This is a genomic window from Pseudacidovorax sp. DMC4, assembly GCF_056314265.1.
On the sequence record NZ_JBQUYR010000015.1, the window covers coordinates 59,665 to 82,285 of the forward strand.

Sequence of the window (22,621 nt, forward strand, 5' to 3'; positions counted from 1 at the left end):
GCCGGTCAGAAGGATTTCTGCAGCTGCACGTACAGCCGCGGATTGCGACCGCCGCCGTCGGTGACGGCCGCAGGCGTGCCGGCGCGCCAGGCCAGCGAGGCATTGATCGAGAAGTTGCCGGCGCGCACCCACTGCAGGCCGATGCCGGCGCCGCGCAGGCTGCGGCTGGCGGGCGTGGTGTCGAACAGGCCCGGGGTCTTCTGCGGCCGGCCGCGGGCCGCGTCGTAGAAGACGTAGGGCGTCAACTCCGAGGTGGCCGACCAGCGCCATTCGACGGTGCTGATCAGGCCCTGGTCCACCAGCACCTCGCCCGAAGGATAGGCCCGCACGGCACGCGCGCCGCCCAGGCTCAGCTTCTCGGAGGCATCGAGGTTCTTGCTGGCCCACTGCCCCCCCAGGGCCAGGTACAGCGAATGCTCCGGCAGCACCGACTGCAGGCGCGAAGCCTGGAAGGTGAGCTTGGAGAAGCTGCCCTCGGTGCGCGGCCCGCCCAGGGCCTGGTCGGCCGCCAGCAGGCTGGGCTCGCGGATCGACAGGCTGCCGCGGTAGGCCGTGCCCGAGCTGGCCCAGTAGCCGCCGCCCAGCCAGTCGTCGCGCAGTTCCCAGGTCCAGCCCAGGCCCAGGCCGTGCACCCGCTTGCGCCCCTCGAAGGCCAGCGTGGTGTATTCGTCCGTCAGCCGCTTGGTGTCCACCGACAGCCGCACGAAGAGGTTCTGCCGCCGCTGGCGGATCACCGGGTAGAAGAGCGACAAGTCGGCCACGTCGGCCTTGCCCTGCGCGCCCAGCACGGCGAATTCGCCGTCGAGCTGGTAGTTGATGCGGGCCAGCCCGGCGCCCAGGCGCAGGCCGCTGGTGCCCAGCGGCAGTTCGTAGGCGATGCGGCCGAGCTGCAGCGCGTCGTTGTTGGACACCATGGCCCGCAGGTCCAGGTTGTCGCCGATGCCCAGCGGGCTGTTCCACCGCAGCGAGCCGCCCACGCGGTAGCGGCCCGACTCCTGGGTGCCATGGTTGTCGGCATCGGCGCTGAAGGAAAAGCGCGAGCCGGGATTCACCTCCACCGCCAGGTCGGTCGTGCCGGGCTGGCTGCCTTCCTGCAGGCCGGAGCCCACGGCGATGCCGGGCTGGTCGGACAGCAGCAGCATGGCGCGCTCGTAGGCCGGGGCGCTCACGGCGGCGCCGGGCTGCAGCGCGGCCAGGAAGCCGCGCACCCGCGCCTCGCTGGTGGGCGCCTCGGGCGCCACCTGCACGTCCACCTTGCCGATGCGGCCTTCGGCGATGCTGATCTCCACCACGCCGTTCTGCACCGTCTGCACCGGCACCACCGCCTGGGCCAGGAAGTAGCCGCGGGCGTGGTAGCGGTCGGTGATGGCCTGGGCCAGCTTCTCCAGGTCGGCCAGCGTGACGTCGCGGCCGATGTAGGGGCCGGTGATCTCGCGCAGGTCCTCGGCCGACAGCGCTTCGGCGCCGGTCAGGCGCAGGTCGTTCAGGCGGAAGGAGACCGCCGGCGCGGCCGGCGCCGCGGGCAGGGTCTGCGCACCGGGCGCGGCGCAGCTGGTGCACGGCGGCTGCGTGGGCACCAGCTGCTGCTGCGCCAGCGCGGGCACCATGGCCGTCAATGCAGCGGCCAGTGCCGTTGCACGGATCGCGAAGGATGAGGTCATGGCGGGCTTCATTGGACGGTCAGGCGCCAGTTGCCGATCAGGTTGAAGGGGGCCCAGAAGAAGGGATGGGCCATCTTGGGATCGCGCAGCACCGCCAGCTGGCCGGCCTGCATGGCCTGCTGCAGGTCGCGGCCCTTGGCGAGTTCGCCGTAGAGCGTGCTCATGAGCACCGCGGTGGCGTCGTCCGACACCGGCCACAGCGAGGCGATCAGGCTGCTGCTGCCGGCCGACAGGAAGGAGCGGGTGAAGCCCAGCACCTCGTCGCCCGAGGCGATGCGGCCCAGGCCCGATTCGCAGGCCGACAGCGTGACCAGGGCCGTGCCCTGCATGGGCAGCTCCAGGATCTCGTGCGCCTCCAGGAAGTTCTGGCGCCCGTTCTCGTTGGCCAGCAGGATGCGCGAATAGAGCGGGTCGACCTGATCGGCCTCGGCATGCGCGGCCACGTGCACCAGCGGCGAGCCGCCGGCCGCCTGGCGGAACTGCGTCTTGGTGGCCTGCGCGCCCATGAAGACGGTGTGCCGCGGAAAGAGCTGCTCCAGCCGCTGGACCTCGGCCACCGAGCCGGGCAGGTCGTACTTGTCCTCGATGCGCGGATTGCCGAAGGCCGTGAGCCGCCCGTCGACGCGCGGCGTGCGACGCGCCAGCTGCACCGCGATGCTCATGGAGGGCGAGACCGATACCGGGTTGGTCTCGATCAGGTAGCGGCCGTTGACCCGCAGGGCCTGGAAGGGCAGGTAGTGCAGCGGCCCGTGCGGCACCACCACGATGCGCTGGCCGGGCTGCAGGCCCAGCGGGCCGATCAGCGCCGCGCCCATCTTGTCGGCATTGCCGATGGCCGTGCGACGGCCGCGCACCACCGAGTTGCGGAAGGTGTCGACCAGCTCCACCAGCTCGTCGCGGCGGATCGGCAGGCTCTGGCTGCGCACCTCGGTGCTGCTGACCACCCACACCTGCAGCCGGTCGGGCAGCGCGTGGTACTGCACCAGGCGCTCGTCGGGCGCCAGGGTGGCCTGCAGGCTGGCCAGGTCGACCACGGCCGTGGCCTGCGTGGCCAGCTGGGCACGGCCACGCACGGCGTCGAGCAGGGCGCGCGAGCGGCTGTGCTCGCTCACCTCGAAGGCGCGGCGCGGCTCGCCCATGTCGGCATACAGACCCACCGCGCGCTCGAAGAGCTGCTGCAGGTCGGAGAACACGCCCATCTTGAATTCGTCGCTGCGGAAGCGCGCGCGCACCTTGTCCACGCCGGCCAGGGCGCGGTCCAGCGCCTGCGCGGCCTCGGCCTTGCGGCCCAGCGCCAGTTCGCTGCGGGCCACGCCGTCCCAGGCCCAGAGCTGGAAGTAGCCGGCGTCGGTGCCGGCGCGGCGCGTGGTCAGTTGCTGGAAGACGGTCAGGGCCTCGGCGGGCTTGCCTTCGGCCAGCAGCAGGTTGGCGCGGGTGCGCTCCACCTGCGCGGCCAGCGAGGCGTCGCGCTGCGGGGGCAGGCTGTCCACCAGCTGCCGCGCGCGCGCCAGGTCGGCGGGCTTGCCGCTGTCGATCAGCGCATTGGCCAGCGAGGCCTGCACCAGCGGCGCATAGCGCGGCGAGCTGGCGGCCAGGGCCTCGTCGTAGCTGCGGATGGCGCCGGCCAGGTCGCCGCGGCGCGCGTCCACATCGCCCAGCACCTTGAGGGCCGGGCCGCGGATGAGCTGCGGCTCGCGCGTGGGCAGCTGCAGCGCTTCGCGCGCGAACTGCTCGGCCTTCTCCAGCTGGCCGGCATAGCTGTAGACGATGGCCAGGTCGCGCTTGGCGGCGGCCAGCAGGGCCGGGTCCTGCGTGGCGCCGGCCAGGTGCAGCGCCTTGCTGGCGGCGCGCACGCTCTGGCGGAAGTCGCCCGCCTCGGCCAGCGACACGGCCTGGCTGCAGTACTGGTAGGCACTGAGCTTGACCTTGTCCTGCGAATACAGGATGGCGCCCTCCTGCGTGAGCGCCAGCAGCGTGTCCGAATCGGCCAGCCGGGCCTGCTCCTGCTGGCGGGCGGCGGCTTCGGCATCGGGCGCGGCGGCCTGTGCCCAGGCGCCGGCGGCGGGCCAGGCCAGTGCCGCGGCCACGGCCCAGGCGCCCCACCCGGCGCGGTGGCGGCCGGCGCCCCCGGCCGGCTTGTGCATCTTGCGTTCCATTCGACCCCCAGGCGTCCGGCCGTGGAGCACGCCCGGGCGGCGGGCCCCGCAGGCGCAGGATGCGACCTGCCCGTCGGACGTCGTCGGGGCAGTCTAGGAACGGGCCCCCGCGGGGCCAATTTGCAGGAAGGTCTAGGGCGAACGGCGTAGGGGCACGCCGGTGGCCGGACCGCTCAGGCGGTCACGCGCTGGCGCACCGGGCCGGCGCGCTGCTCCACCGCCTGGCGCAGCGTCTGGCACAGGCCGAGCATGAACGCAGCCTCGGCCACCACGAACAGCGGACCGATCAGCAGGCCCATCAGGTCGTCGACGAAGGCCGGCTTGCGGCCCTCATACCAGTGGCCGACGAACTGGAAGGCCCAGCCGACCACGAAGCCGCCGACGCCCACGGTCAGCCATTGGGCCGTGGGCAGTGCCGCGGCCGAGTCGCCGAACCACAGCGCCAGGGCCAGCAGCGCGGCCATGACGGCGCCGAAGCGCAGGTCCAGCCGCAGGTAGTAGGCCATCGCCAGCAGACTGGCGATGACCGCGGGCGTGAGCGACAGCCCGGCCAGCATGAAGCCGGGCCGCGACAGCAGCACGACGACCGCCAGGACGATCATGGGAATCCCGATGAAATGCGTGGCGATGTTGCGCGGGTCCCTGTGGTAGCCCGCGTAGGTGGACAGTTGCTCGGTCAGTGTCTTCATCGTTGTCTCCTTGGCGCAATGCGGCGATGCTAGGGCGGGCCCCCCGCGCGCCACTGTCGGCTGCCGGACACAAGGCGCCCGCCGCCCTTGCGACCCATGAACGACGACAACTGGCCCCGCATCGCCGCCAGCGGCAGCTGGTTCAAGGCCGCCCCCGCGCCCCTGCAGCAGGCGCTGCTGGGCCTGGCCGTGGCGCGCCGCCATGCGGACGGCGCCTGCCTGTTCCGGCGCGGCGACCCGCCCGACGGCCTCTATGGCGTCGCCGAGGGCGCGGTGCGCATCACCGGCCTGGCGGCCGATGGCCGGGAAGCCCTGCTGGCCATCGCGGAGCCCTCGCAGTGGATCGGCGAGATCGGCCTGCTCGACGGCCTGCCGCGCACGCACGACGCCCACGCGCAGGGTGCGGCCGTCACGCTGCATGTGCCGCAGGCGGCGCTGCTGGCCGTGCTGCAGGCGCAGCCCGCGCTGTGGCAGTGGATCGGCCTGCTGGCCACCAGCAAGTTGCGCGCGGCCTTCCAGGCGCTGGAGGACATGGCCCTGCTGCCGGCCGAGAACCGCATCGCCGCGCGCCTGCTGGCCATGTCGCAGGGCTACGGCGAATGGACGCACCAGACGCGCCGCGTGGTCCGGCTGTCGCAGGAGCAGCTGGCCTCGATGCTGGCCCTCTCGCGCCAGACGGTGAACCAGGTGCTGCAGGGCTTGGCGCACCAGGGCATCGTGCGGCCGGGGCGCGGCACGGTGGAGATCCTGGATGCGGCGCGGCTGCGCGCGCTGGCTGGCCGCGTCGGCTGATCTGCACGCCGGGGCTGCACGTACATCAGGCGCTGGCGGGGTCTTGCGGACCGACGTCGATCCGGCTTTGTTATTTGACATGACGCATGTAACATAGAAAAAGACACGTCACGCCCACCCCATGCCCCCCGACCCGACCGCCACCGACGCACTGACCATCGAAGCCCTGGCTTCGGGCTCGGGCGTGACGGTGCGCAACATCCGCGCCTACACCACGGCCGGCCTGCTGCCGCCGCCGAAGCTGCGCGGGCGGCTGGGGCTCTATGGCGAGGAGCATGCGCAGCGGCTCGAACTGATCCGCGCGCTGCGCGAGCAGGGCTTCGGCATCGAGGCGATCCGCCGCGTGTTCGAGCAGGCGCCGGCCAGTTCCTGGCGCAGCCTGGCGGCGGTGGCGCAGTCGATCTCGGACAACCTCTTCGCGGCCGAAGCGCCGCTGGTGGTGCCAGCCGAGCAGGTCAAGGCCCAATGGCAGGGCCGCATGACACCCGCCCTGCTCGACCGCGCGCTGCGCGCCGGCCTGGCGCGCCGCCTGCCCGACGGCAGCGTGCAGCACCTGAGCCCCGCGCTCGCGCGCATCGCCGAGCAGCTGGCGGCCCTGGGCCTCACGCCCGAGCAGGCCATCGACATGCAGGAGGCGCTGGTGCGCACCCTGCGCAGCGTGGCGCGGCGCTGGCTGCGCACGCTGGTCGATGCGGTGCTGGCCCAGCCCGAGCGCGCGTCCGCGCTGCTGCAGCAGGCCGGACCGCTGGCCACGGGGGCGGTGCAGGCGGCCTTTCCGCTCATCCTCCAGCAGGAGCTGGATGCCTTCGTCGCCCGCCAGAAATGACCTTCACGCCATGACCTTCCTGCGACGCCCCTTCCCGCTTGCGGCCTTCGCGCTGGCCGCGGGCCTGGCTGCTTCGGCGGCGCATGCGCAGACCGCGCCCGACGGCCTGGCGCTGAGCTTCGAGGCCGCCCGCCAGCGCATGCTGGAGCGTTCGGACAAGCTGGCCGCCGCGCGCGCCGGTGTCGAGTCCAAGTCGCTGCGCGCCGATGCGCTGCGCAACCTGGGCGGGCCGGTGGTCAGCGTGACCGGCGTGGGCTATGCCTATGACGCGCGGCTGAACGTCGATCTGTCCTCCTTCGATTCGGGCCTCACGCAGGTCGGCCAGTTGCTGCCCGCCAGCCTGCAGAGCAGCCTGGCCCGGCTGCCCGTGCGCCTGCCCGACAGCTACACGCTGCAGCGCGATGGTCATGGCTTCACATCCTCGGTGTCGGCCATCTGGCCGCTCTACACCGGCGGCGCCACCGACGCGGTGCGCGGCTTTGCCGGCGCGCAGACGCGCGAGGCCCGTGCCGATGCCGACCAGACCGGCGGCGAGGTGGACCAGACGCTGGTGGAACGCTACTTCGGCGCCCAGCTCGCGCAGCGCGCCGCCGACCTGCGCGCCCAGGCCGAACGCACCATCGCCGGCCACGACGAGGCGGCGCAGAAGATGCTGGCCGCCGGCGTCATCTCGCGCGTGGAGCGGCTGCAGGCCCGCAGCGCCTACGAAGAGGCGCGGCGCAATGCCGAGAAGGCGAAGGACGATGCCGAGCTGGCCGCCGTCGCACTGGCCCGCACCGTGCGGGCCGACCAGCCGGTGCTGCCGCGCACGCCGCTCTTCGTCCTCAGCCAGCCGGTCGAGCCGCTCGGCTACTTCCTCGATGCGGCGCAGTTGCACCATCCGGGCCTGGCCAAGGTCGCGGCGAAGAAGATGCAGGCCGAGGAACTGCATGCCGGCGAGGAGGCCCTGCGTCGCCCGCAGGTGCTGGCCTTCGGCACGCACGACCTCAAGCGCCGCGAAGAGGCCGGCTGGGTGGCCGGCGTGGGCGTGTACTGGACGCTCTACGACAGCATCGACCGCGACCAGCTGGCCGCCGCCAGCCTGAAGCAGGTGGAGCAGGCCGAGCGCACCGATGCGCAGGCGCGCAGCGACATCTCGCTGCTGGTGGAGCGCAACTGGCGGGCACTGGAGAACGCGCGCCGGCAGTTCGCGTCGATGCAGGCCGGCATCGACCTGGCGCAGGAGGTGGTGCGCCTGCGCAGCGCCGGCCTGCGCGAAGGCACCAGCACCACGCAGGACCTGATCGACGCCGAGACCAACCTGGCCAAGGTGCAGACCGAACGCGCCCAGGCCGCCAACGAGTACGTGCAGGCCCTGGCCCGCCTGCTGCAGAGCGCCGGCATCTCCGAGCGCTTTGCCGACTACATCGCCCGCGCCGATGTGAGGATCGAATGACCATGACCCAACGTCGCAAGACCCTGCCCCTGGCCATCGTGGCCGGCCTCATCGTCGCCGGCCTGATCGGCTGGGGCTTCTGGCGCGCCAGCCGGCCGGCGCCCGAGGTGTTCCAGGGCCAGATGGAGGCGAAGGAAACCGACATCGCCGCCAAGATCCCCGGCCGCATCGCCGAGGTCATGGTGCGCGAGGGCGACCGCATCGAGGCGGGCGCGCCGATCCTGCGCATGGCCTCGCCCGAGGTCGATGCCAAGCTGGCCCAGGCCACGGCCGCCCAGCAGGCGGCGCAGGCGGTGGCGAAGAAGGCCGAGAACGGCGCCCGCCCGCAGGAGATCGAGATGGCCCGCATGCAGTGGCAGCGCGCCGAGACGGCCGCCGAGCTCGCCCGCAAGTCCTTCGACCGCGTGGACGGCCTGGCGCGCGAGGGCCTGGTGGCGGCGCAGAAGCGCGACGAGGCCGAGGCCAACTGGAAGGCCTCGCGCGACGCCGCCATCGCCGCCCGCGCGCAGTACGACCTGGCGCGCCAGGGCGCCCGCGGCGAGGACAAGGCCGCCGCCGAGGCGCAGGCCCGGCAGGTGGCCGGCGTGGTGGCCGAGGCCCAGGCCGCCAAGGCCGAGACCGAGCTGCGCAGCCCCGTCGCCGGCGAAGTGGCCAAGGTGCTGGCCCGCGCCGGCGAGCTGGTGCCGCAGGGCGTGGCCGCCGTCACGGTGGTGGACCTCGCCGACCAGTGGGTGGTGTTGAATGTGCGCGAGGACCGGCTGTCGCGCTTCGCGGTGGGGCAGGAGTTCGACGCCCGCCTGCCGGCCCTGGGCCCCCAGGCTGCGCCAGCACGCTTCAAGGTGAGCTACAGCGCGCCGCTGCCCGACTTCGCGACCTGGCGCGCCACGCGCGCGGGCGCGGGCTTTGACGTGCGCACCTTCGAGGTCCGCGCCAAACCGCTGCAGCCCATCGCAGGCGCGCGGCCGGGCATGAGCGTGCTGGTCGACTGAGACGTGGCCGCCATCCGTCTGCGCCGCCTGCCCGACGTTGCCACGTCCGCGCACGGTGCCTGAGCCGATGACCCCCTTCGCCCGCAGCCTGCGCCGCGAAGCCTGGCGCCTCACCAGCCAGCCCTGGGAGCTGGCCATGGTGAGCTGGGTGCCGGCCCTGGCCGCCGCGCTGATGTGGTGGATCTTTTCGGCCGGGCTGCCGAACCGGCTGCCCATCGGTGTGCTGGACGAGGACCATTCGGCCATCTCGCGCCAGATCGAGCGCTTCCTGGAAGCCTCGCCCGGCCTGCAGGTGGCCGAGCGCTATGCCGATGCGGCCGAGATGGACCGGGCCCTCGTGGCCGGCCGCGTGCATGCGGCGGTGTGGATGCCGCGCGAACTCTCGCGCGACCTCAAGCAGGGCCGCGCCGGCCAGGTGGTGCTGCTGCACAACGCGCAGCGCGGCACGCACTCCAGCCTGATCCAGCGCGACGTGCGCACGGCCGTGGGCACGGTGTCGGCCGGCATCGAGCTGACGGCACGCGCCAAGCGCGGCGAATCGGCCCCGGCGGCGCGGGCGCACCTCGATCCGGTGCGGGCCAACACGGTGGCGCTGTTCAATACGTCGAGCAACTACGAGCAGTTCCTGGGCGCGGCGCTGATCCCGGCGCTGCTGCACATCTTCGCGATGACCGCGGGCGCCTGGACCCTGGGCCGCGAGCTGCGCGACCGCAGCCTGGGCGAGTGGCTGGCGCCGGGCGCGAACTGGGGCGAAGCGGCCGCGGCGCTGGGCGGCAAGCTGCTGCTGCCGTGGGCATCGCTGTCGGTCGTCGGGCTGCTGGCGCTGCTGGGTCTCACGCTGGGGCGGGGCTGGCACCCGGCCGGCTCGCTGCTGTGGGTGGGCGTGGCGCTGGTGCTGTTCCTGGGGCTGTCGGTGGCGATGGGCGCCTTCCTGGCGGCGCTGACGCGCTCGCTGCGCACGGCGCTCTCGGGCACGGGCTTCATCACCGCGCCTGCCTTCGCCTTCGGCGGCGTGGGCTTTCCGCTGGTGGCCATGCCTGCGGCGGCGCGCGCGTGGGCGCTGGCGCTGCCCTACACGCACTACGCCCGCGTGCAGATCGAGCAGCTGCAGATGGGCGCGCCGCTGGTCTATTCGATGGCCACGCCGCTGTGGATGGCGGTGGCCGCGCTGGCCCTGCTGGCCGCCAGCGCCGGCCTGGTCGGCCGCGCGGCGAAGGCGCCCGAGAGCTGGGGCAAGCGCTGATGACGAACGAAAACGCGCCCACCGCCGACCGCACCCGGCAGCGCTTCGCCGACGCGTGGCGTGCCACGGCCCTGGCCGTGCTGCGCGATCCGGGCGTGCTGCTGATCCTGCTGCTCGCGCCGGTGATCTACGGCTTCTTCTATCCCTGGCCCTACGGCACCGAGGCGGTCACGCGCGTGCCCGTCGCGGTGGTGGACCAGGACGGCAGCAACCTCTCGCGCCAGATCGTGCGCTTCGCGCAGGCCAGCCCGCGCATCGACGTGCGGCTGGTGACCGGCGACGAGCAGGCCGCGCGACAGGCCCTGTGGCGCGGCGAGATCGAGGGCTACGCCCTGCTGCCGCGCGACCTCAAGCGCGACGTGGTGCGCGGCGCGGCGGTGGGCGTGACCATCGAGGGCAACGGCGCCTATGCGCTGCTCAACAAGTCGGTGCTCTACGGCTTCTCGGAAGCGGTGGGCACGGTGTCGGCCGGCATCGAGATCCGCCGCCTGCAGGCGGCCGGCCAGAGCGCGCCGCAGGCCCGCGCCAGCCGCAGCCCGCTCAACACGCAGCTGGTGCCGCTGTTCAACCCGACCGAGGGCTACGGCAGCTACGTGGTGCCGGCCGTGGCGCTGCTGATCCTGCACCAGACGCTGCTGATGGGCTGCGCCATGCTGGCCGGGACCTGGGCCGAGGCAGACCGGCTGCGCGCGCGGCCCGCGGCCTGGCTGGGGCGGCTCGTGGCGCTGTCGGGCTTCGGCCTCATGACGGGGCTGTTCTTCTTCGGCTGGATCTTCGTGCTGCAGGACTATCCGCGCGGCGGCAATCCGCCGGCGGCCGTGCTGCTGCTGATCTTTTATGTGCCCACGGTCTGCGCGCTGGGCCTGCTGCTGGGCTGCTGGTTCCGTGACCGGGAACGGGCCCTGCAGGTGATCCTGTTCAGCTCGCTGCCGCTGGCCTTCCTCTCGGGCTTCTCCTGGCCCAGCGAGGCACTGCCGATGCCGCTGCAGTGGCTGGGCGGCTGGCTGCCCAGCACGGCGGGCATCCAGGCCTCGCTGCGGCTCAACCAGATGGGCGCGCCGCTGGCGGACGTGCTGCCCTGGCTGGGCAAGCTGGCCACGGTGTTCGGCCTGGCACTGGCGGGACTGCTGTGGGCGGGACGGCTGCGCGCCGGGCCATACCCGCGCCGTTGAGAATTTCTCTCATCGCGGGGGATACTGGCGGACTTTTCCTTCCTCCATCCGACACTCGCCGCCATGAGCTCCAGCACCCGCATCGAGAAAGACACCTTCGGTCCCATCGAAGTCCCCGCCGACCACCTGTGGGGCGCGCAGACGCAGCGTTCGCTGCAGAACTTCGACATCTCGGGCGAGCGCCAGCCGCTGGAGATCATCCAGGCACTGGCCCTGGTGAAGCGGGCCTCGGCCGTGGTCAACCAGCAGCTGGGCCTGCAGGACGCGAAGAAGACCGATGCCATCGTGGCCGCCGCCGACGAGGTGCTGGCCGGCAAGCATCCGCATGAGTTCCCGCTGGTCGTCTGGCAGACCGGCTCGGGCACGCAGACCAACATGAACGTCAACGAGGTGCTGGCCAACCGCGCGAGCGAGCTGCTCGGCGGCCAGCGCGGCGAAGGCCGCCTGGTGCACCCCAACGACGACGTCAACCGCAGCCAGTCGAGCAACGACGTCTTTCCCACCGCCATGCACGTGGCGGCCGTGCAGGCGCTCACGCACAAGCTGCTGCCGGCCATCGCCAAGCTGCGCGCCACGCTGGCGAAGAAGTCCGAGGACTTCATGGACATCGTCAAGATCGGCCGCACGCACCTGCAGGACGCCACGCCCCTGACGCTGGGCCAGGAGGTCTCGGGCTGGGTCGCGCAACTGGACCAGAACGAGCGCCACGTGCGCGCCGCCCTGCCCCACCTGTGCGAGCTGGCCCTGGGCGGCACCGCGGTGGGCACCGGCCTGAACGCGCCCAGGGGCTATGCCGAGGGCGTGGCCGCCGAGCTGGCCCGCCTCACGGGCCTGCCCTTCGTGACGGCGCCGAGCAAGTTCGAGGTGATGGCCGCCTGCGACGCCTTCGTGCATGCGCACGGTGCGCTCAAGACGCTGGCCGCCAGCATGAACAAGATCGCCAACGACGTGCGCTGGCTGGCGAGCGGGCCGCGCAGCGGCATCGGCGAGCTGAGCATTCCCGAGAACGAGCCGGGTTCGTCGATCATGCCCGGCAAGGTCAACCCGACGCAGAGCGAGGCCGTGACCATGCTGGCCGCGCAGGTGATGGGCAACGACGTGGCCATCAACATCGGCGGCATGTCGGGCAACTTCGAGCTGAACGTGTTCCGCCCCATGGTGGCCCACAACTTCCTGCAGAGCGTGCGCCTGCTGGCCGACGGCATCGTGAGCTTCAACGACCACTGCGCCGTGGGCATCGAGCCCAACCGCGACCGCATCGCCGAACTGGTGAGCCGCTCGCTGATGCTGGTGACGGCCCTGAACACGCACATCGGCTACGACAAGGCGGCCTACATCGCCAAGAAGGCGCACAAGGAAGGCACCAGCCTGCGCGAGGCGGCCATCGCCTCGGGGCACCTGACGGGCGAGCAGTTCGACCAGTGGGTGATTCCCGAGAACATGACCGGCCGCTGAGCGCCCGCATTCGCCTGCAGGAGCCCTCCATTTGAGCGACCGCCGCCAGGACGCCGACATGGCGCCGACCGACGTCCCGACGCCTGGCGCACCGCGACGCGCCAAGGCCTGGCCGCTAATGGCCCTCGTCGCCATCGCGACCGGCTTCGTGGTGCTGGGCCACGATGGGCGGCGGGTCGCGCAGATGCTGGTGCTGCTGCTGCCCGCGCTGGCCTGGATGGCCTGGCCGGTGCGCAGCACGGCGGTGCACCGCGCCCGGCGGGTGGCGGTGCTGGCGGCGGTGATGGCCTTCGCGGCCGATGGCGTGGTGCGGGCCTACCTGCTCGACACCTACCAGTCCGCGCCCGACGGCGCTGTGGTGCTGGGCGCGCTGGCCAACACCAATGCGCGCGAAAGTGGCGAGTACCTGCAGATGCACTGGCGCACGGCCGCGCTGTGGTGCGCGGTGATGGGGGCCGCGGGCTATGCCGTGTGGCGGCTGACGGCCTACGGGCGGCGACGCCGCATCGCCACGGCCGCCGGAGCGCCACGCGATGCCGCCGATGGCGGTGCAGCAGGCACGCCGGTCGAGATCGAGGTCGCGCCCCACCGCGCCTGGCTGGCCCTGCTGGTGGTGGCCTTCGCCTTCGGTGCACTGGCCCATGCCAGCAAGCCCTGGCGGCGGCTGCATCCGGTGGTCTTCTGGACGCAGTGGGTCGACGATGCGGGCGACCTGCGCACCGCCTGGGCCGACCAGCAGCGCATGCGCGACGCCGCCCTGCAGCACGCCCATGCGGCGGCGCCACAGGTGACGCGCGCAGGGCCATCGACGGTGGTGCTGGTCATCACCGACAGCATCAACCGCGACAACCTGGGGCTTTACGGCTACGGTCGCAACACCACGCCGCGCCTGGCGGCCGCGCAGCGGCGCGAGCCGCAGCAGATGACGGTGCTGCGCCATGCCTGGTCGGTGGACGCGAGCACGCTGCCGGCCATGGCCAACATGATGCGATTCGGCCAGCCCACGGCCGCCGACGCGCAACACCTGCTGCCGCTGGCACGCGCGGCCGGCTACAAGGTCTGGTGGATGAGCAACCACGACGACGTGGCCATCGAGCAGCAGCATGCGCGTCTCGCCGACGAGGTGGAGATCGTCAACCGCGTGCCGGGCCGCGCCAGCGCCTCGCTGGACGGCGAACTGCTCGACTGCGTGCAGGAAGCGCTGGCCGACCCGGCCGAGCGCAAGCTGATCGTGGTGCACCTGCTGGGCGCCCATCCGCATTACCGGCTGCGCTTTCCGGGCACGCAGGACAACCCCTTCGACGACACGGTGGACGCGGTCGAGTCGGGCCTGATCGCCAAGGGCCGCCCGGCGTGGGTGCGGCGCTTCCGCCAGGACTACGACAACGCCCTGCTGTACCACGACTTCGTGGTCGCCGAGACGCTGCAGCTCACGCGCACCGTGGGGCGCCTGGCCGAGTACCGGGCCTGGGTCTACGTCTCGGACCATGGCCAGGAGGTGGGCCACGGCAGCGACCATGTGGGCCACAGCCCGAGCACGGCCTCGGGCTACCGCATCCCGGCCATCGTGTGGCGCAACCAGGTGCCGGCCGAAGCGACTTCGGTGGCCGAACGTCCCTTCCGCGCGGACTGGCTGGGATGGACGATGGCCGACCTGCTGGCCCTGCAGTGGAAGGGCCAGGTCGGCGGGCGCGACGTTCTGGCGGACGACTACCGGTGGGAGGCGCCGGTGCTGCCGGTGAAGGTGCGGTCGTATCTGGATTGAGATCGTCGCTGCTGCTTCGGCGATGCTTCGGGGTGCGCGGTGGTGTCGGGCTCAGGGTGCGCGGGCTCATACGGGGTCGGTCGGCCCTGCGGTCCGACTCCGCTGCGGTGCTCGGACAGACGGGCCGCGGCAGAACTCGCTACGCGCTTCGCGCTGCGCTCAAACAACCGCCGCGAATCAGTTCACGAAGCAGGCCTGTCCTCCGGCAGGCCTGCAGCCCGTCCATCCTCCGCTCCTCGCCGACCCCGAAATCGCCCGCGCACCCTGAGCCCGCCACCACCGCGTGGAAACGATCGTTGAATACCCGAGCGTGCCCGCTTCTCCCTGGCTCCCTGGCTCCCTGGCTCCCTGCCTCCCTGGCAGTTCGATGTACCGCTACGGTCAGTTCGGCATGTCGCCGGTGCCGGCCGATCACCCGCGACGCAGGCCCTGGTGCCGGTGAGGGCGTGGCGGCGCGCCTGTGGGGCGCCGAGGAGCGCAGGGCGGACGGGCTGCGGGCCTGCCGAAGGACAGGCCCGCTTCGTGAACTGACTCGCGGCAGTTGTTTGAGCGCAGCGCGAAGCGCGTAGCGAGTTCTGCCGCGGCCCGTCTGTCCGAGCACCGCAGGGAAGTCGGCGCGCGGCGCCGACCGCCCCACTTGAAGCGCCGACACGCCCTCACCGGCACCAGGGCCGGACCACGGACCACACAACACCAAGCACCCACACCGACCACTGCAAAGCAAAAAGGGCCAACGCGACCACAGCCGCATTGACCCTTGCGTGAAGACCCGCGAAGAAGACTCAGGCCGGCACAGCCTCGACCCCTGCACGATCCCAGTGCCGGTGCTTGGCGATGGCAGCGACGAAGGTCTGCGCAATCCCTTGCGCCTCTTCGTTCTCGCCCAGTTGCTGAGCCGGCGTCGCGGCCACCACCACGCCGGCTGGCGCGTCGGTCTTGCCCTCTTCCACACCGACCGAGGCCAGCAGTTGCGCCCCCTCACCCACCACGCAGATGGACTTGAGGTGCTTGAAGGCCTCCAGCACGAAATGCTGCGCCTCGCCATTGGCCATCAGCGTCTTGGCGTTCTCGGTGCCCGCCGGCACCAGCACCGCATCGAACATCACCGACGGCATGTTGGTGAAGGTGGCATCCACCTCGACCTGACGCTTCGATGCGCTCGTGACGCTGCCCAGACGCGGGCCCACGACCTTGCACATCGCCCCCGCCGACTCCAGCGCCTCGCGGATCGGCTTGAGCGAGGCCGAGTCGACGCCGTCGCTCACCAGGATCGCGATCTTGCGCGTCTTGATGCTGCCGTCGCCGGTGCCGATCATGCTCAGCGCGGGCGATTCCTCGATGGGCAGGTGGATGCGCGCCTCGCGGTAGCCCGCCTGGCCGGCCGCGGCCTTGGCGTCGGGCGCTTCGATGCCCAGCGGCTCGGCCACGCGGCGGGCCAGCTTCTCGTCCACATGGGCCAGGTTGTCCACCATGCGCTGGCGCACCGCGGGCACCTCCACCTTCGACAGCTCGAAGCGGAAGGCCGCAATGATGTGCTCCTTCTCCACCGCCGTCTGGCTGTTGAAGAACAGGCGCGCCTGCGTGAAGTGGTCGTCGAAGCTCTCGCTGCGGCGGCGCACCTTGGGCGACTCGACCGTCTCGGGGTAGGTCTGGAAGCCCTCGCTGTCGCCGTCGACGCGGAACTCCGAGCCATTGCCCAGCGAGTTCGGCTCGTACGCCACCTGCCCGCGCGAAATGGTCTGGCGGTGCATGCCGTCGCGCTGGAAGTTGTGGAAGGGACAGACGCCGCGGTTGATCGGCAGCTCGTGGAAGTTGGGGCCGCCGAGGCGCGACAGCTGCGTGTCCGTGTAGCTGAACAGCCGGCCCTGCAGCAGCGGGTCGTTGCTGAAGTCGATGCCCGGCACCACATGGCCCGGGTGGAAGGCCACCTGCTCAGTCTCGGCGAAGAAGTTGTCGGGGTTGCGGTTGAGCACCAGCTTGCCCACGGGCGTGACCGGCACCATCTCTTCGGGGATCAGCTTGGTCGGGTCCAGCAGGTCGAAGCCCAGCGAATGCTCCTTGTCCTGCGGGATCAGCTGCATGCCCAGCTCCCATTCGGGGAAGTCGCCGTTCTCGATGGCTTCCCACAGGTCGCGGCGGTGGAAGTCCGGGTCCTTGCCGGCAATCTTCTGCGCCTCGTCCCAGACCAGGGCATGGCTGCCCAGCTTGGGCTTCCAGTGGAACTTGACGAAGTGGGCATCGCCCCGGCTGTTGATCAGGCGGAAGGTGTGCACGCCGAAGCCCTGCATCATGCGCAGGCTGCGCGGGATGGCGCGGTCGCTCATGGCCCACATCAGCATGTGGGTGGTCTCGGGCATCAGCGAAGCGAAGTCCCAGAAGGTGTCGTGCGCGCTGGCCGCCTGCGGCATGCCGTGGTGCGGCTCCTGCTTGACGGCATGGACCAGGTCGGGGAACTTCATCGCGTCCTGGATGAAGAACACCGGGATGTTGTTGCCTACCAGGTCCCAGATGCCTTCCTGCGTGTAGAACTTGACCGAGAAGCCGCGCACATCGCGCACCGTGTCGGCCGAGCTGGAGCCGCCCGCCACGGTGGAGAAGCGCACGAACACCGGCGTCTTCAGCGACGGGTCGTTCAGCAGGCCGGCGCGCGTGAACTGCGACATCGACTTGTAGACCTGGAAGTAGCCGTGCGCCGCACTGCCACGCGCATGCACCACGCGCTCGGGAATGCGCTCGTGGTCGAAGTGCGTGATCTTCTCGCGCAGGATGAAGTCTTCGAGCAGCGTCGGGCCGCGCACGCCCGCCTTGAGCGAGTTGTGGTTGTCCGCGATGCGCGTCCCCTGGTTGGTGCTCAGGTGCGGCAGCGGCAGCTCGGCGGTGGAGGCAGCCAGCTGCTCGATCTTGGCGTTCGTTGTGTCGGCCGTGCGGCCGCGGCGCGGGGCGGGGGACTTGCTCTTGGTGGGCATCGGGTGCTTAGAGAAGGAGGTGGGGCCGGTCAGCCGGCTTCGCTGTCGAGAAACACGTCGACGGCGTTGACCAGAGCGACCAGAGCGATCACGGCGGTCATGCCGGCGACGCCCCAGACCAGGAATTCGTCCAGCCAGGCGCTGTTGAGTGCGCTGACAAGGGCAGAGGTCAGTTCCATGGGAATCCTGCTTCGAGAAGGAAGTTGGGGGGGAACGCAGGCCGCTTCGTGCGAGGCATGCCCCTGACAGGTGGGCCGCGAATGTGACAAAGCGTAGGCCCGTGGTTTCGCCGGACGCGTAGTGACGCCACGCCGGCAGATGTGGGAGCGCCGAGCCCGACAAGGTAGGACATGGCCGACGCGCGGCGCACGCCTACACGGCAGGGCGCGAAGGCCTGTGGCACGAACGGTGCAAGGCCGTCTAGGCTCACGCACCCGCGCCGCGACAGTCCACCCCGGACGAAGGCCCGCCCTCCTCCCATGCTCATCCGCATCGGCTACGACATCGAACTGGCCCTGGCCGGACCCACCGCCGTGGTCTACCTGCTGCAGGTGCACCCCGACCGCGCGCACGATCTCGTCGCGCCGGAGCATCCGGTGGCCGATCCCCCCTTCTGGACCGACCACTATGTGGACGGCTTCGGCAACCGTTGCGCCCGCGTACGCGTGCCGGCCGGTCAGCACCGGCTGCGGCTGCACGGACAGGCCACCATCCACGATCCGGGTTGGCCCGACCAGCAGGACTGGGGCGCGCTGCAACACCCGGTGGACGAGCTGCCGCCCCAGACGCTGGCCTTCCTGCTGCCCAGCCGCTATTGCGAGGTGGACAGCGAACTGCTGGCCTTCGCCTGGGCCCAATTCGGCCAGACGCCGCTGGGCTGGGCCCGGGTGCAGGCCATCTGCGACTGGGTGCACCACCACATCCGCTTCGACTACGGCTGCGCCGATGCCGGCCGCACGGCGCTGGGCGGCTGGCGCCAGGGCGTGGGCGTGTGCCGCGACTATGCGCACCTGGCGGTGGCGCTGTGTCGCTGCATGAACATTCCGGCCCGCTACGTCACGGGCTACCTGGGCGACATCGGCGTGCCGCCGGTGCCCTACCCCATGGACTTCAGCGCCTGGTTCGAGGTCTACCTGGGCGGCCGCTGGCACACTTTCGATGCCCGCCACAACGTTCCGCGCATCGGCCGCGTGGTCATCGCCCGCGGTCGCGATGCCGCCGATGTGCCGATCACCATGGTGTTCGGCCAGCACCAGCTCAACCGTTTCGACGTGATCACCGAGGAAGTCAGGGGCTGAAGCCGAGCACCTGCATCGCGCGGGTCAGGCCCTGGCTGGGCACATCGGCCTCGTCCCAAGGGGCATTGCCCGTCGCCAGCCGCTCGCCGACGCTGGCCAACGTCCAGTGCGCACCGCTGGTGAGGTTGGGCAGCTCGTCCCACGCCACGGGCACCGACACGCCCAGCCCCGGCCGCGACCGCACCGACCAGGCGCTCACCGTCGTGGCGCCGAAGCCGTTGCGCAGGTAGTCGACAAAGATGCGGCCCACGCGGTTCTTCGGGCCGCTCTTGGCCACGAAGCGCTCGGGCAGCGTGCGGGCCAGGTGCTGCACCACGGCGCGCGAGAAGTCCTTCACCGTGTCCCAGCCATGCTGGCGCCGGATCGGCACCACCACATGCAGGCCCTTGCCGCCGCTGGTCTTGAGCAGGCCGTCCAGGCGCAGCTCCTGCAGCAGCGTGCGCATCAGCAGGGCGCCTTCCTGCACATGGGCCCAGGGCACGCCTTCGCCCGGGTCGAGGTCGAAGGTCATGCGGTCGGGCTTGTCCAGCCCGCGCGAATGGCCGTTCCAGGTGTGGAATTCGAGCGTGTTCATCTGGGCAGCCGAGAGCAGGCCCTTGGCGCTGTCGATCTGCAGCAGCGGCTCATGGCCCGGGTCCAGCGCGGGATCGAGCAGGCGCACGCCGGGCAGCGGTGCGTTCTGCACATGCTTCTGGAAGAACAGCTCGCCACCCACGCCGTCGGGCGCGCGCACCAGCGAGACCGGCCGGCCACGCAGGTGCGGCAGCATGAGCGGCGCGACCTGGGCGTAATAGGCGATGACCTCGCCCTTGGTGGCGCCGCTGACGCGGTCGATCACGCGGTCGGCGTGGGTGATGCGCAGGTCGGCCGGCAGGTCGCTTTCGCTGCTCTCGCCGGCAACGACGGCCGGCTTGCGACGGCCCTTGGCGGATGCGGGCTTCGCCGCAGCCGCGCGCGCTGTCGGCCTGGGGGACGCGGCCTCTTTCGGCGTCGAATGTGCGTCCGCCTTCCCCGCGGCCCGCGGGGCCTTCCCGTCGGCAGTCGATGAATCCATGGCGTGCTCCCGAACGATCTGCCGCGCGGGCTTGTCGCTGCGCAGGCCCTGGAACACGGCCTGCCGCACCTTGCCTTCGCGCGTCCACTGGCCGAAGGCCACTTCCGCGACCAGCTCGGGCCGCACCCATTGCGCCTTCTCGCCCGCTGGCCGCGGGGTGAAGGGGCAATCGTCCTGCGCCAGCGCCTGCAGCTGGGCGTGCATCTCGGCCAGGCGCCGCTCGTCGAAGCCGGTGCCGACATTGCCGGCGTGCTTCAACTCACCCCGTTCGTCGTACACGCCCAGCAGCAGCGCGCCGAAGCCACTGCGGCTGCCGCGCGGCGCGGTGTAGCCGCCGATGACGAACTCCTGCCGCAGCTGGTGCTTGAGCTTGATCCACGCCGTCGAACGGCCGCTGATGTAGGGGCTGTCCAGCCGCTTGCCCACGATGCCCTCGAATCCGATGCCGGCCGCAGAGGCCAGCAGGTCGCGCGGCGTGGCGTCGAAGGCCTCGCTGAAGCGCAGCGAGGGCGGCAGCTCACCGGCGTCGAAGATGGCACGCAGGGCCTCGCGGCGCAGCGACAGTGGCTCATCGCGAAGGTCCCGGCCACCCACGAAAGGCGCGTCGAACAGCCAGTAGACGATCGGCGCCGTGGCCTGCAGGTCGAAGGCGTTCTGCAGGGCCTGGAAGTCGGGCGCGTCGTTCGCGCCCAGCACACCGATCTCGCCGTCGAGCCAGGCATTGCGCACGGGCAGTTGCGTCAGGGCGCGGGCCAGTTCGGGCAGGCGATCGGTCCAGTCGTGGCCATTGCGGGTGAAGCAGCGCACACGGCCGCGGCCGTCGATGTGGGTGAGCAGGCGGTAGCCGTCGAACTTGAGTTCCCACGCCCATTGCGCAGGCTCGGCCGGCGGGCCGTCGGCCAGCACGGCGAGCTGGGGGGCGAGGGTGTCGGGCAGCGCGGCGGCCACGCCCGGGAGGGGCGTCTCTTCGGCGTCCTCCGGCCTTCCCTTCCTGGCCGTGGCGTCGACGCGTTGGGTGCCGGCTTTGCTCCGGCCGCGGATCGCAGGCTTGCTGGCGGTCGGGGCGTCGGGTTCTGCCGGCTCGGCGGCGGGGGCGGCATCGGGTTGGCCGATGTGGCGCACGCTGTCCGGCTCGGCCTCGATCACGTCGTAGTCGGCCAGCGGCCTGGCCGCAGCGTCCTCGTCCTTGATCAGCAGCCAGCTGGGCTTCTTCTCGTCCCTGCCGTGCATGCGCACCAGCGTCCAACGGCCATGGAGCTTGTGGCCCTGCAGCGTGAAGCTGAGCTTGCCGGCGCGCAGGCCAGCGCGGGCATCGCCTTCGGGCACCCAGGTGCCGCGGTCCCACACGATCACCGTGCCGGCGCCGTACTGGCCTTCGGGAATGCGGCCCTCGAAGTCGCCGTAGGCAATGGGGTGGTCCTCCACCTCCACCGCCATGCGCTTGACCGCGGGATCGAGGCAGGGGCCCTTGGGCACAGCCCAGCTCTTGAGGGTGCCGTCCAGCTCCAACCGGAAGTCGTAGTGCAGGCGCGTGGCATCGTGCTTCTGCACCACGAAGGCCAGGGCCTCTACACCCGGCGCGCCGCCATGGCGGGGCTCGGGGGTGCGCTGGAAGTCGCGCTTGCGGTGGTAGTCGGCGAGGGCCTGGGCGGCGTCGGCCGCGGGCTTCGAGATGGCGGTGTCGCGTGGGCCGGCGGTATTGCGCGTCGCCTTGCTGCTCGCCTTGCCGGTCGTGGCGCTGCGTGCCTGGCGGGCCGTCTTGCGGGTGGCCGGCGCCGCTCGGCGGGCAGGGGTCTTGTGGGTGGCGGTGGCCATGTGAATCAGTGGCAATCGGGCGGAGGCGAGCGTGGCGCTGTGGCGCAGCCTTCAGCCCGTGCGCCTGCTCATGCCGCCTTGCGGCGCGGGGCCGTCTTGCGGGCGGGCGCGGACTTGGCGGTGGCCCGCTTGGCGGGTGCCTTGGCCGCAGCGCGCTTGCCTGCAGCGGCCTTGGTGCGCGTGCTGCCGTCGTCCTCGCCCTCGTCCGCCTCGTCGTCCTTGGCCGCCGCTCGGCCCTTCCCACCGCGCAGGCTGCGCTGCAGCAGCTCGGTCAGGTCCAGGATCTTGGCGCCCGAGCTGGCCTGCTCCTGAGGCTCCAGCTTGGCGACGTCCTGCGCCTGGCCCGCCTCGGCCTTGCGCTCGACCAGCGCCATGATGCGGTCACGGAAGCGATCCTCGTACTCCTCGGGCTTCCATTCGCCCGACATGTCGTCGATGAGTTGCTCGGCCATCTTCAGTTCGCGGTCGTTCACGCCGGCCTTGCGGGCATCGGCGTCGGGCAGCGGCAGGCCTTCCCAGGAGCGGATGTCGGCGCCCCAGCGCAGCAAGTTGAGCACCAGGCCCGGCCCCGCGGGCACCAGCGCCGCAAGGTGCTCCTTGGTCTGGATCACCACCCGCGCCACGCCGATGCGCCCGGTGCGCACCAGCGCCTCGCGCAGCAGGGCGTACACCTTGGCGCCGCGCTGGATGGGCGCCGTGTAATAGGGCCGGTCGAGGTGGATGAAGGGAATGCCATCGGCCGGCACGAAGCGCTCGATCTCGATGGTCTGCAGCGTGCGCGGATAGGCGTCGGCGATCTCCTTGTCGGTCAGCACCACGTACTGGCCGTCCTCCCATTCGACGCCGCGCACGATGTTCTCGCGGGCGATCTCCTTGCCCGTCTTCTTGTTGATGCGCTTGTAGCCCACGGGGTCCATGGAGCGCTTGTCCAGCCAGTCGAAGTCGATGCTGCCGTCCTGCGTGGCCGAGTACAGCGCCACCGGAATGTGGACGAGTCCGAAGCTGATGGCGCCCTTCCACAGGACGCGCGGGCTGGATGCGGGCATGGCAAGGCTCTCCGTGCGGGGGAGAGCCAATCTAGGCCAGCGCGCGTGGCACGGCCTGTAGGAGGAAGAAGCCGCCGCCCGCCGTGCGGCGCCTACACCACGATGGGGGTGACCGCGCCATCAGACTCAATGCAATTGGTTTCCTGGATCAACCACGGATAAAGCACCAATGCCGCGCTTACGGTCAGAGACGAGCCAACTACGGGACTCGCCGGTGGGTATGGTAAAGGACGCCCATCCTTGTATGACGATGCGGAGT

General features: G+C 71.4%; 16 protein-coding genes. 9 read left to right on the plus strand and 7 right to left on the minus strand.

The genetic code is table 11. The features are described from left to right. Positions 1–5 precede the first annotated feature (5 nt). The 3 genes from ACT54X_RS23855 to ACT54X_RS23865 form a co-directional block, all read right to left on the minus strand. The gene (locus tag ACT54X_RS23855; protein ID WP_476348991.1) at positions 6–1,661 is read right to left on the minus strand and encodes a ShlB/FhaC/HecB family hemolysin secretion/activation protein; all 1,656 of its coding nucleotides are present in this window, start codon (positions 1,659–1,661) and stop codon (positions 6–8) included. A gap of 8 nt (positions 1,662–1,669) precedes the next feature. Continuing rightward, positions 1,670–3,805, minus strand: a complete 2,136-nt coding sequence (locus ACT54X_RS23860; protein ID WP_476348993.1) for a CHAT domain-containing protein — start codon at positions 3,803–3,805, stop codon at positions 1,670–1,672. Positions 3,806–3,990: 185 nt separating this feature from the next. Then, positions 3,991–4,506 (minus strand): Mpo1 family 2-hydroxy fatty acid dioxygenase, encoded by a 516-nt coding sequence (locus tag ACT54X_RS23865; protein WP_476348994.1) that lies wholly within the window; start codon positions 4,504–4,506, stop codon positions 3,991–3,993. A 96-nt stretch (positions 4,507–4,602) separates the two neighbouring features. Here ACT54X_RS23865 and ACT54X_RS23870 point away from each other — a divergent pair, with 96 nt between their 5' ends. From ACT54X_RS23870 to ACT54X_RS23905, 8 genes are all read left to right on the plus strand, one after another. Next, entirely contained in the window at positions 4,603–5,298 is a 696-nt protein-coding gene (locus ACT54X_RS23870; protein ID WP_294377789.1) for a Crp/Fnr family transcriptional regulator, read from the plus strand. A gap of 121 nt (positions 5,299–5,419) precedes the next feature. Beyond that, complete coding sequence (locus tag ACT54X_RS23875; RefSeq protein ID WP_476348996.1) at positions 5,420–6,124, plus strand: MerR family transcriptional regulator; 705 nt, start codon at positions 5,420–5,422, stop codon at positions 6,122–6,124. 10 nt (positions 6,125–6,134) lie between these two features. Then, a complete protein-coding gene (locus tag ACT54X_RS23880) occupies positions 6,135–7,559 on the plus strand; it encodes a TolC family protein (RefSeq protein ID WP_476348998.1) in 1,425 nt (474 codons plus the stop codon). Between the two features lie 2 nt (positions 7,560–7,561). After that, a complete protein-coding gene (locus ACT54X_RS23885; protein WP_354321376.1) occupies positions 7,562–8,548 on the plus strand; it encodes an HlyD family secretion protein in 987 nt (328 codons plus the stop codon). A 67-nt stretch (positions 8,549–8,615) separates the two neighbouring features. Continuing rightward, complete coding sequence (locus tag ACT54X_RS23890) at positions 8,616–9,791, plus strand: ABC transporter permease (protein WP_476349000.1); 1,176 nt, start codon at positions 8,616–8,618, stop codon at positions 9,789–9,791. After that, positions 9,791–10,963, plus strand: a complete 1,173-nt coding sequence (locus ACT54X_RS23895; RefSeq protein WP_476349002.1) for an ABC transporter permease — start codon at positions 9,791–9,793, stop codon at positions 10,961–10,963. The genes ACT54X_RS23890 and ACT54X_RS23895 overlap by 1 nt, the downstream gene beginning before the upstream one ends. 63 nt (positions 10,964–11,026) lie before the next feature. Next, complete coding sequence (gene fumC, locus ACT54X_RS23900; RefSeq protein WP_354321379.1) at positions 11,027–12,418, plus strand: class II fumarate hydratase; 1,392 nt, start codon at positions 11,027–11,029, stop codon at positions 12,416–12,418. A gap of 31 nt (positions 12,419–12,449) precedes the next feature. After that, the gene (locus tag ACT54X_RS23905; protein WP_476349005.1) at positions 12,450–14,183 is read left to right on the plus strand and encodes a sulfatase-like hydrolase/transferase; all 1,734 of its coding nucleotides are present in this window, start codon (positions 12,450–12,452) and stop codon (positions 14,181–14,183) included. Positions 14,184–14,965: 782 nt separating this feature from the next. On the opposite strand, the gene katE is transcribed toward ACT54X_RS23905, so the two are convergent. Together katE and ACT54X_RS23915 are read right to left on the minus strand one after the other, a co-directional pair. Continuing rightward, a complete protein-coding gene (katE, locus tag ACT54X_RS23910) occupies positions 14,966–17,149 on the minus strand; it encodes a catalase HPII (protein WP_476349007.1) in 2,184 nt (727 codons plus the stop codon). Between the two features lie 29 nt (positions 17,150–17,178). Then, positions 17,179–17,328, minus strand: a complete 150-nt coding sequence (locus tag ACT54X_RS23915; protein ID WP_294377336.1) for a hypothetical protein — start codon at positions 17,326–17,328, stop codon at positions 17,179–17,181. A gap of 300 nt (positions 17,329–17,628) precedes the next feature. On the opposite strand from ACT54X_RS23915, the gene ACT54X_RS23920 reads away from it, so the two are divergent. After that, positions 17,629–18,447: a transglutaminase-like domain-containing protein gene (locus tag ACT54X_RS23920; protein ID WP_294377333.1), complete on the plus strand. Its 819-nt coding sequence runs from the start codon at positions 17,629–17,631 to the stop codon at positions 18,445–18,447. On the opposite strand, the gene ligD is transcribed toward ACT54X_RS23920, so the two are convergent. Both ligD and ku read right to left on the minus strand, forming a co-directional pair. Next, positions 18,437–21,316: a DNA ligase D gene (gene ligD, locus ACT54X_RS23925; RefSeq protein ID WP_476349010.1), complete on the minus strand. Its 2,880-nt coding sequence runs from the start codon at positions 21,314–21,316 to the stop codon at positions 18,437–18,439. The genes ACT54X_RS23920 and ligD overlap by 11 nt on opposite strands. A 68-nt stretch (positions 21,317–21,384) precedes the next feature. After that, positions 21,385–22,362, minus strand: coding sequence for a non-homologous end joining protein Ku (ku, locus tag ACT54X_RS23930; RefSeq protein ID WP_294377327.1), 978 nt, complete (start codon positions 22,360–22,362; stop codon positions 21,385–21,387). Positions 22,363–22,621 lie beyond the last annotated feature (259 nt).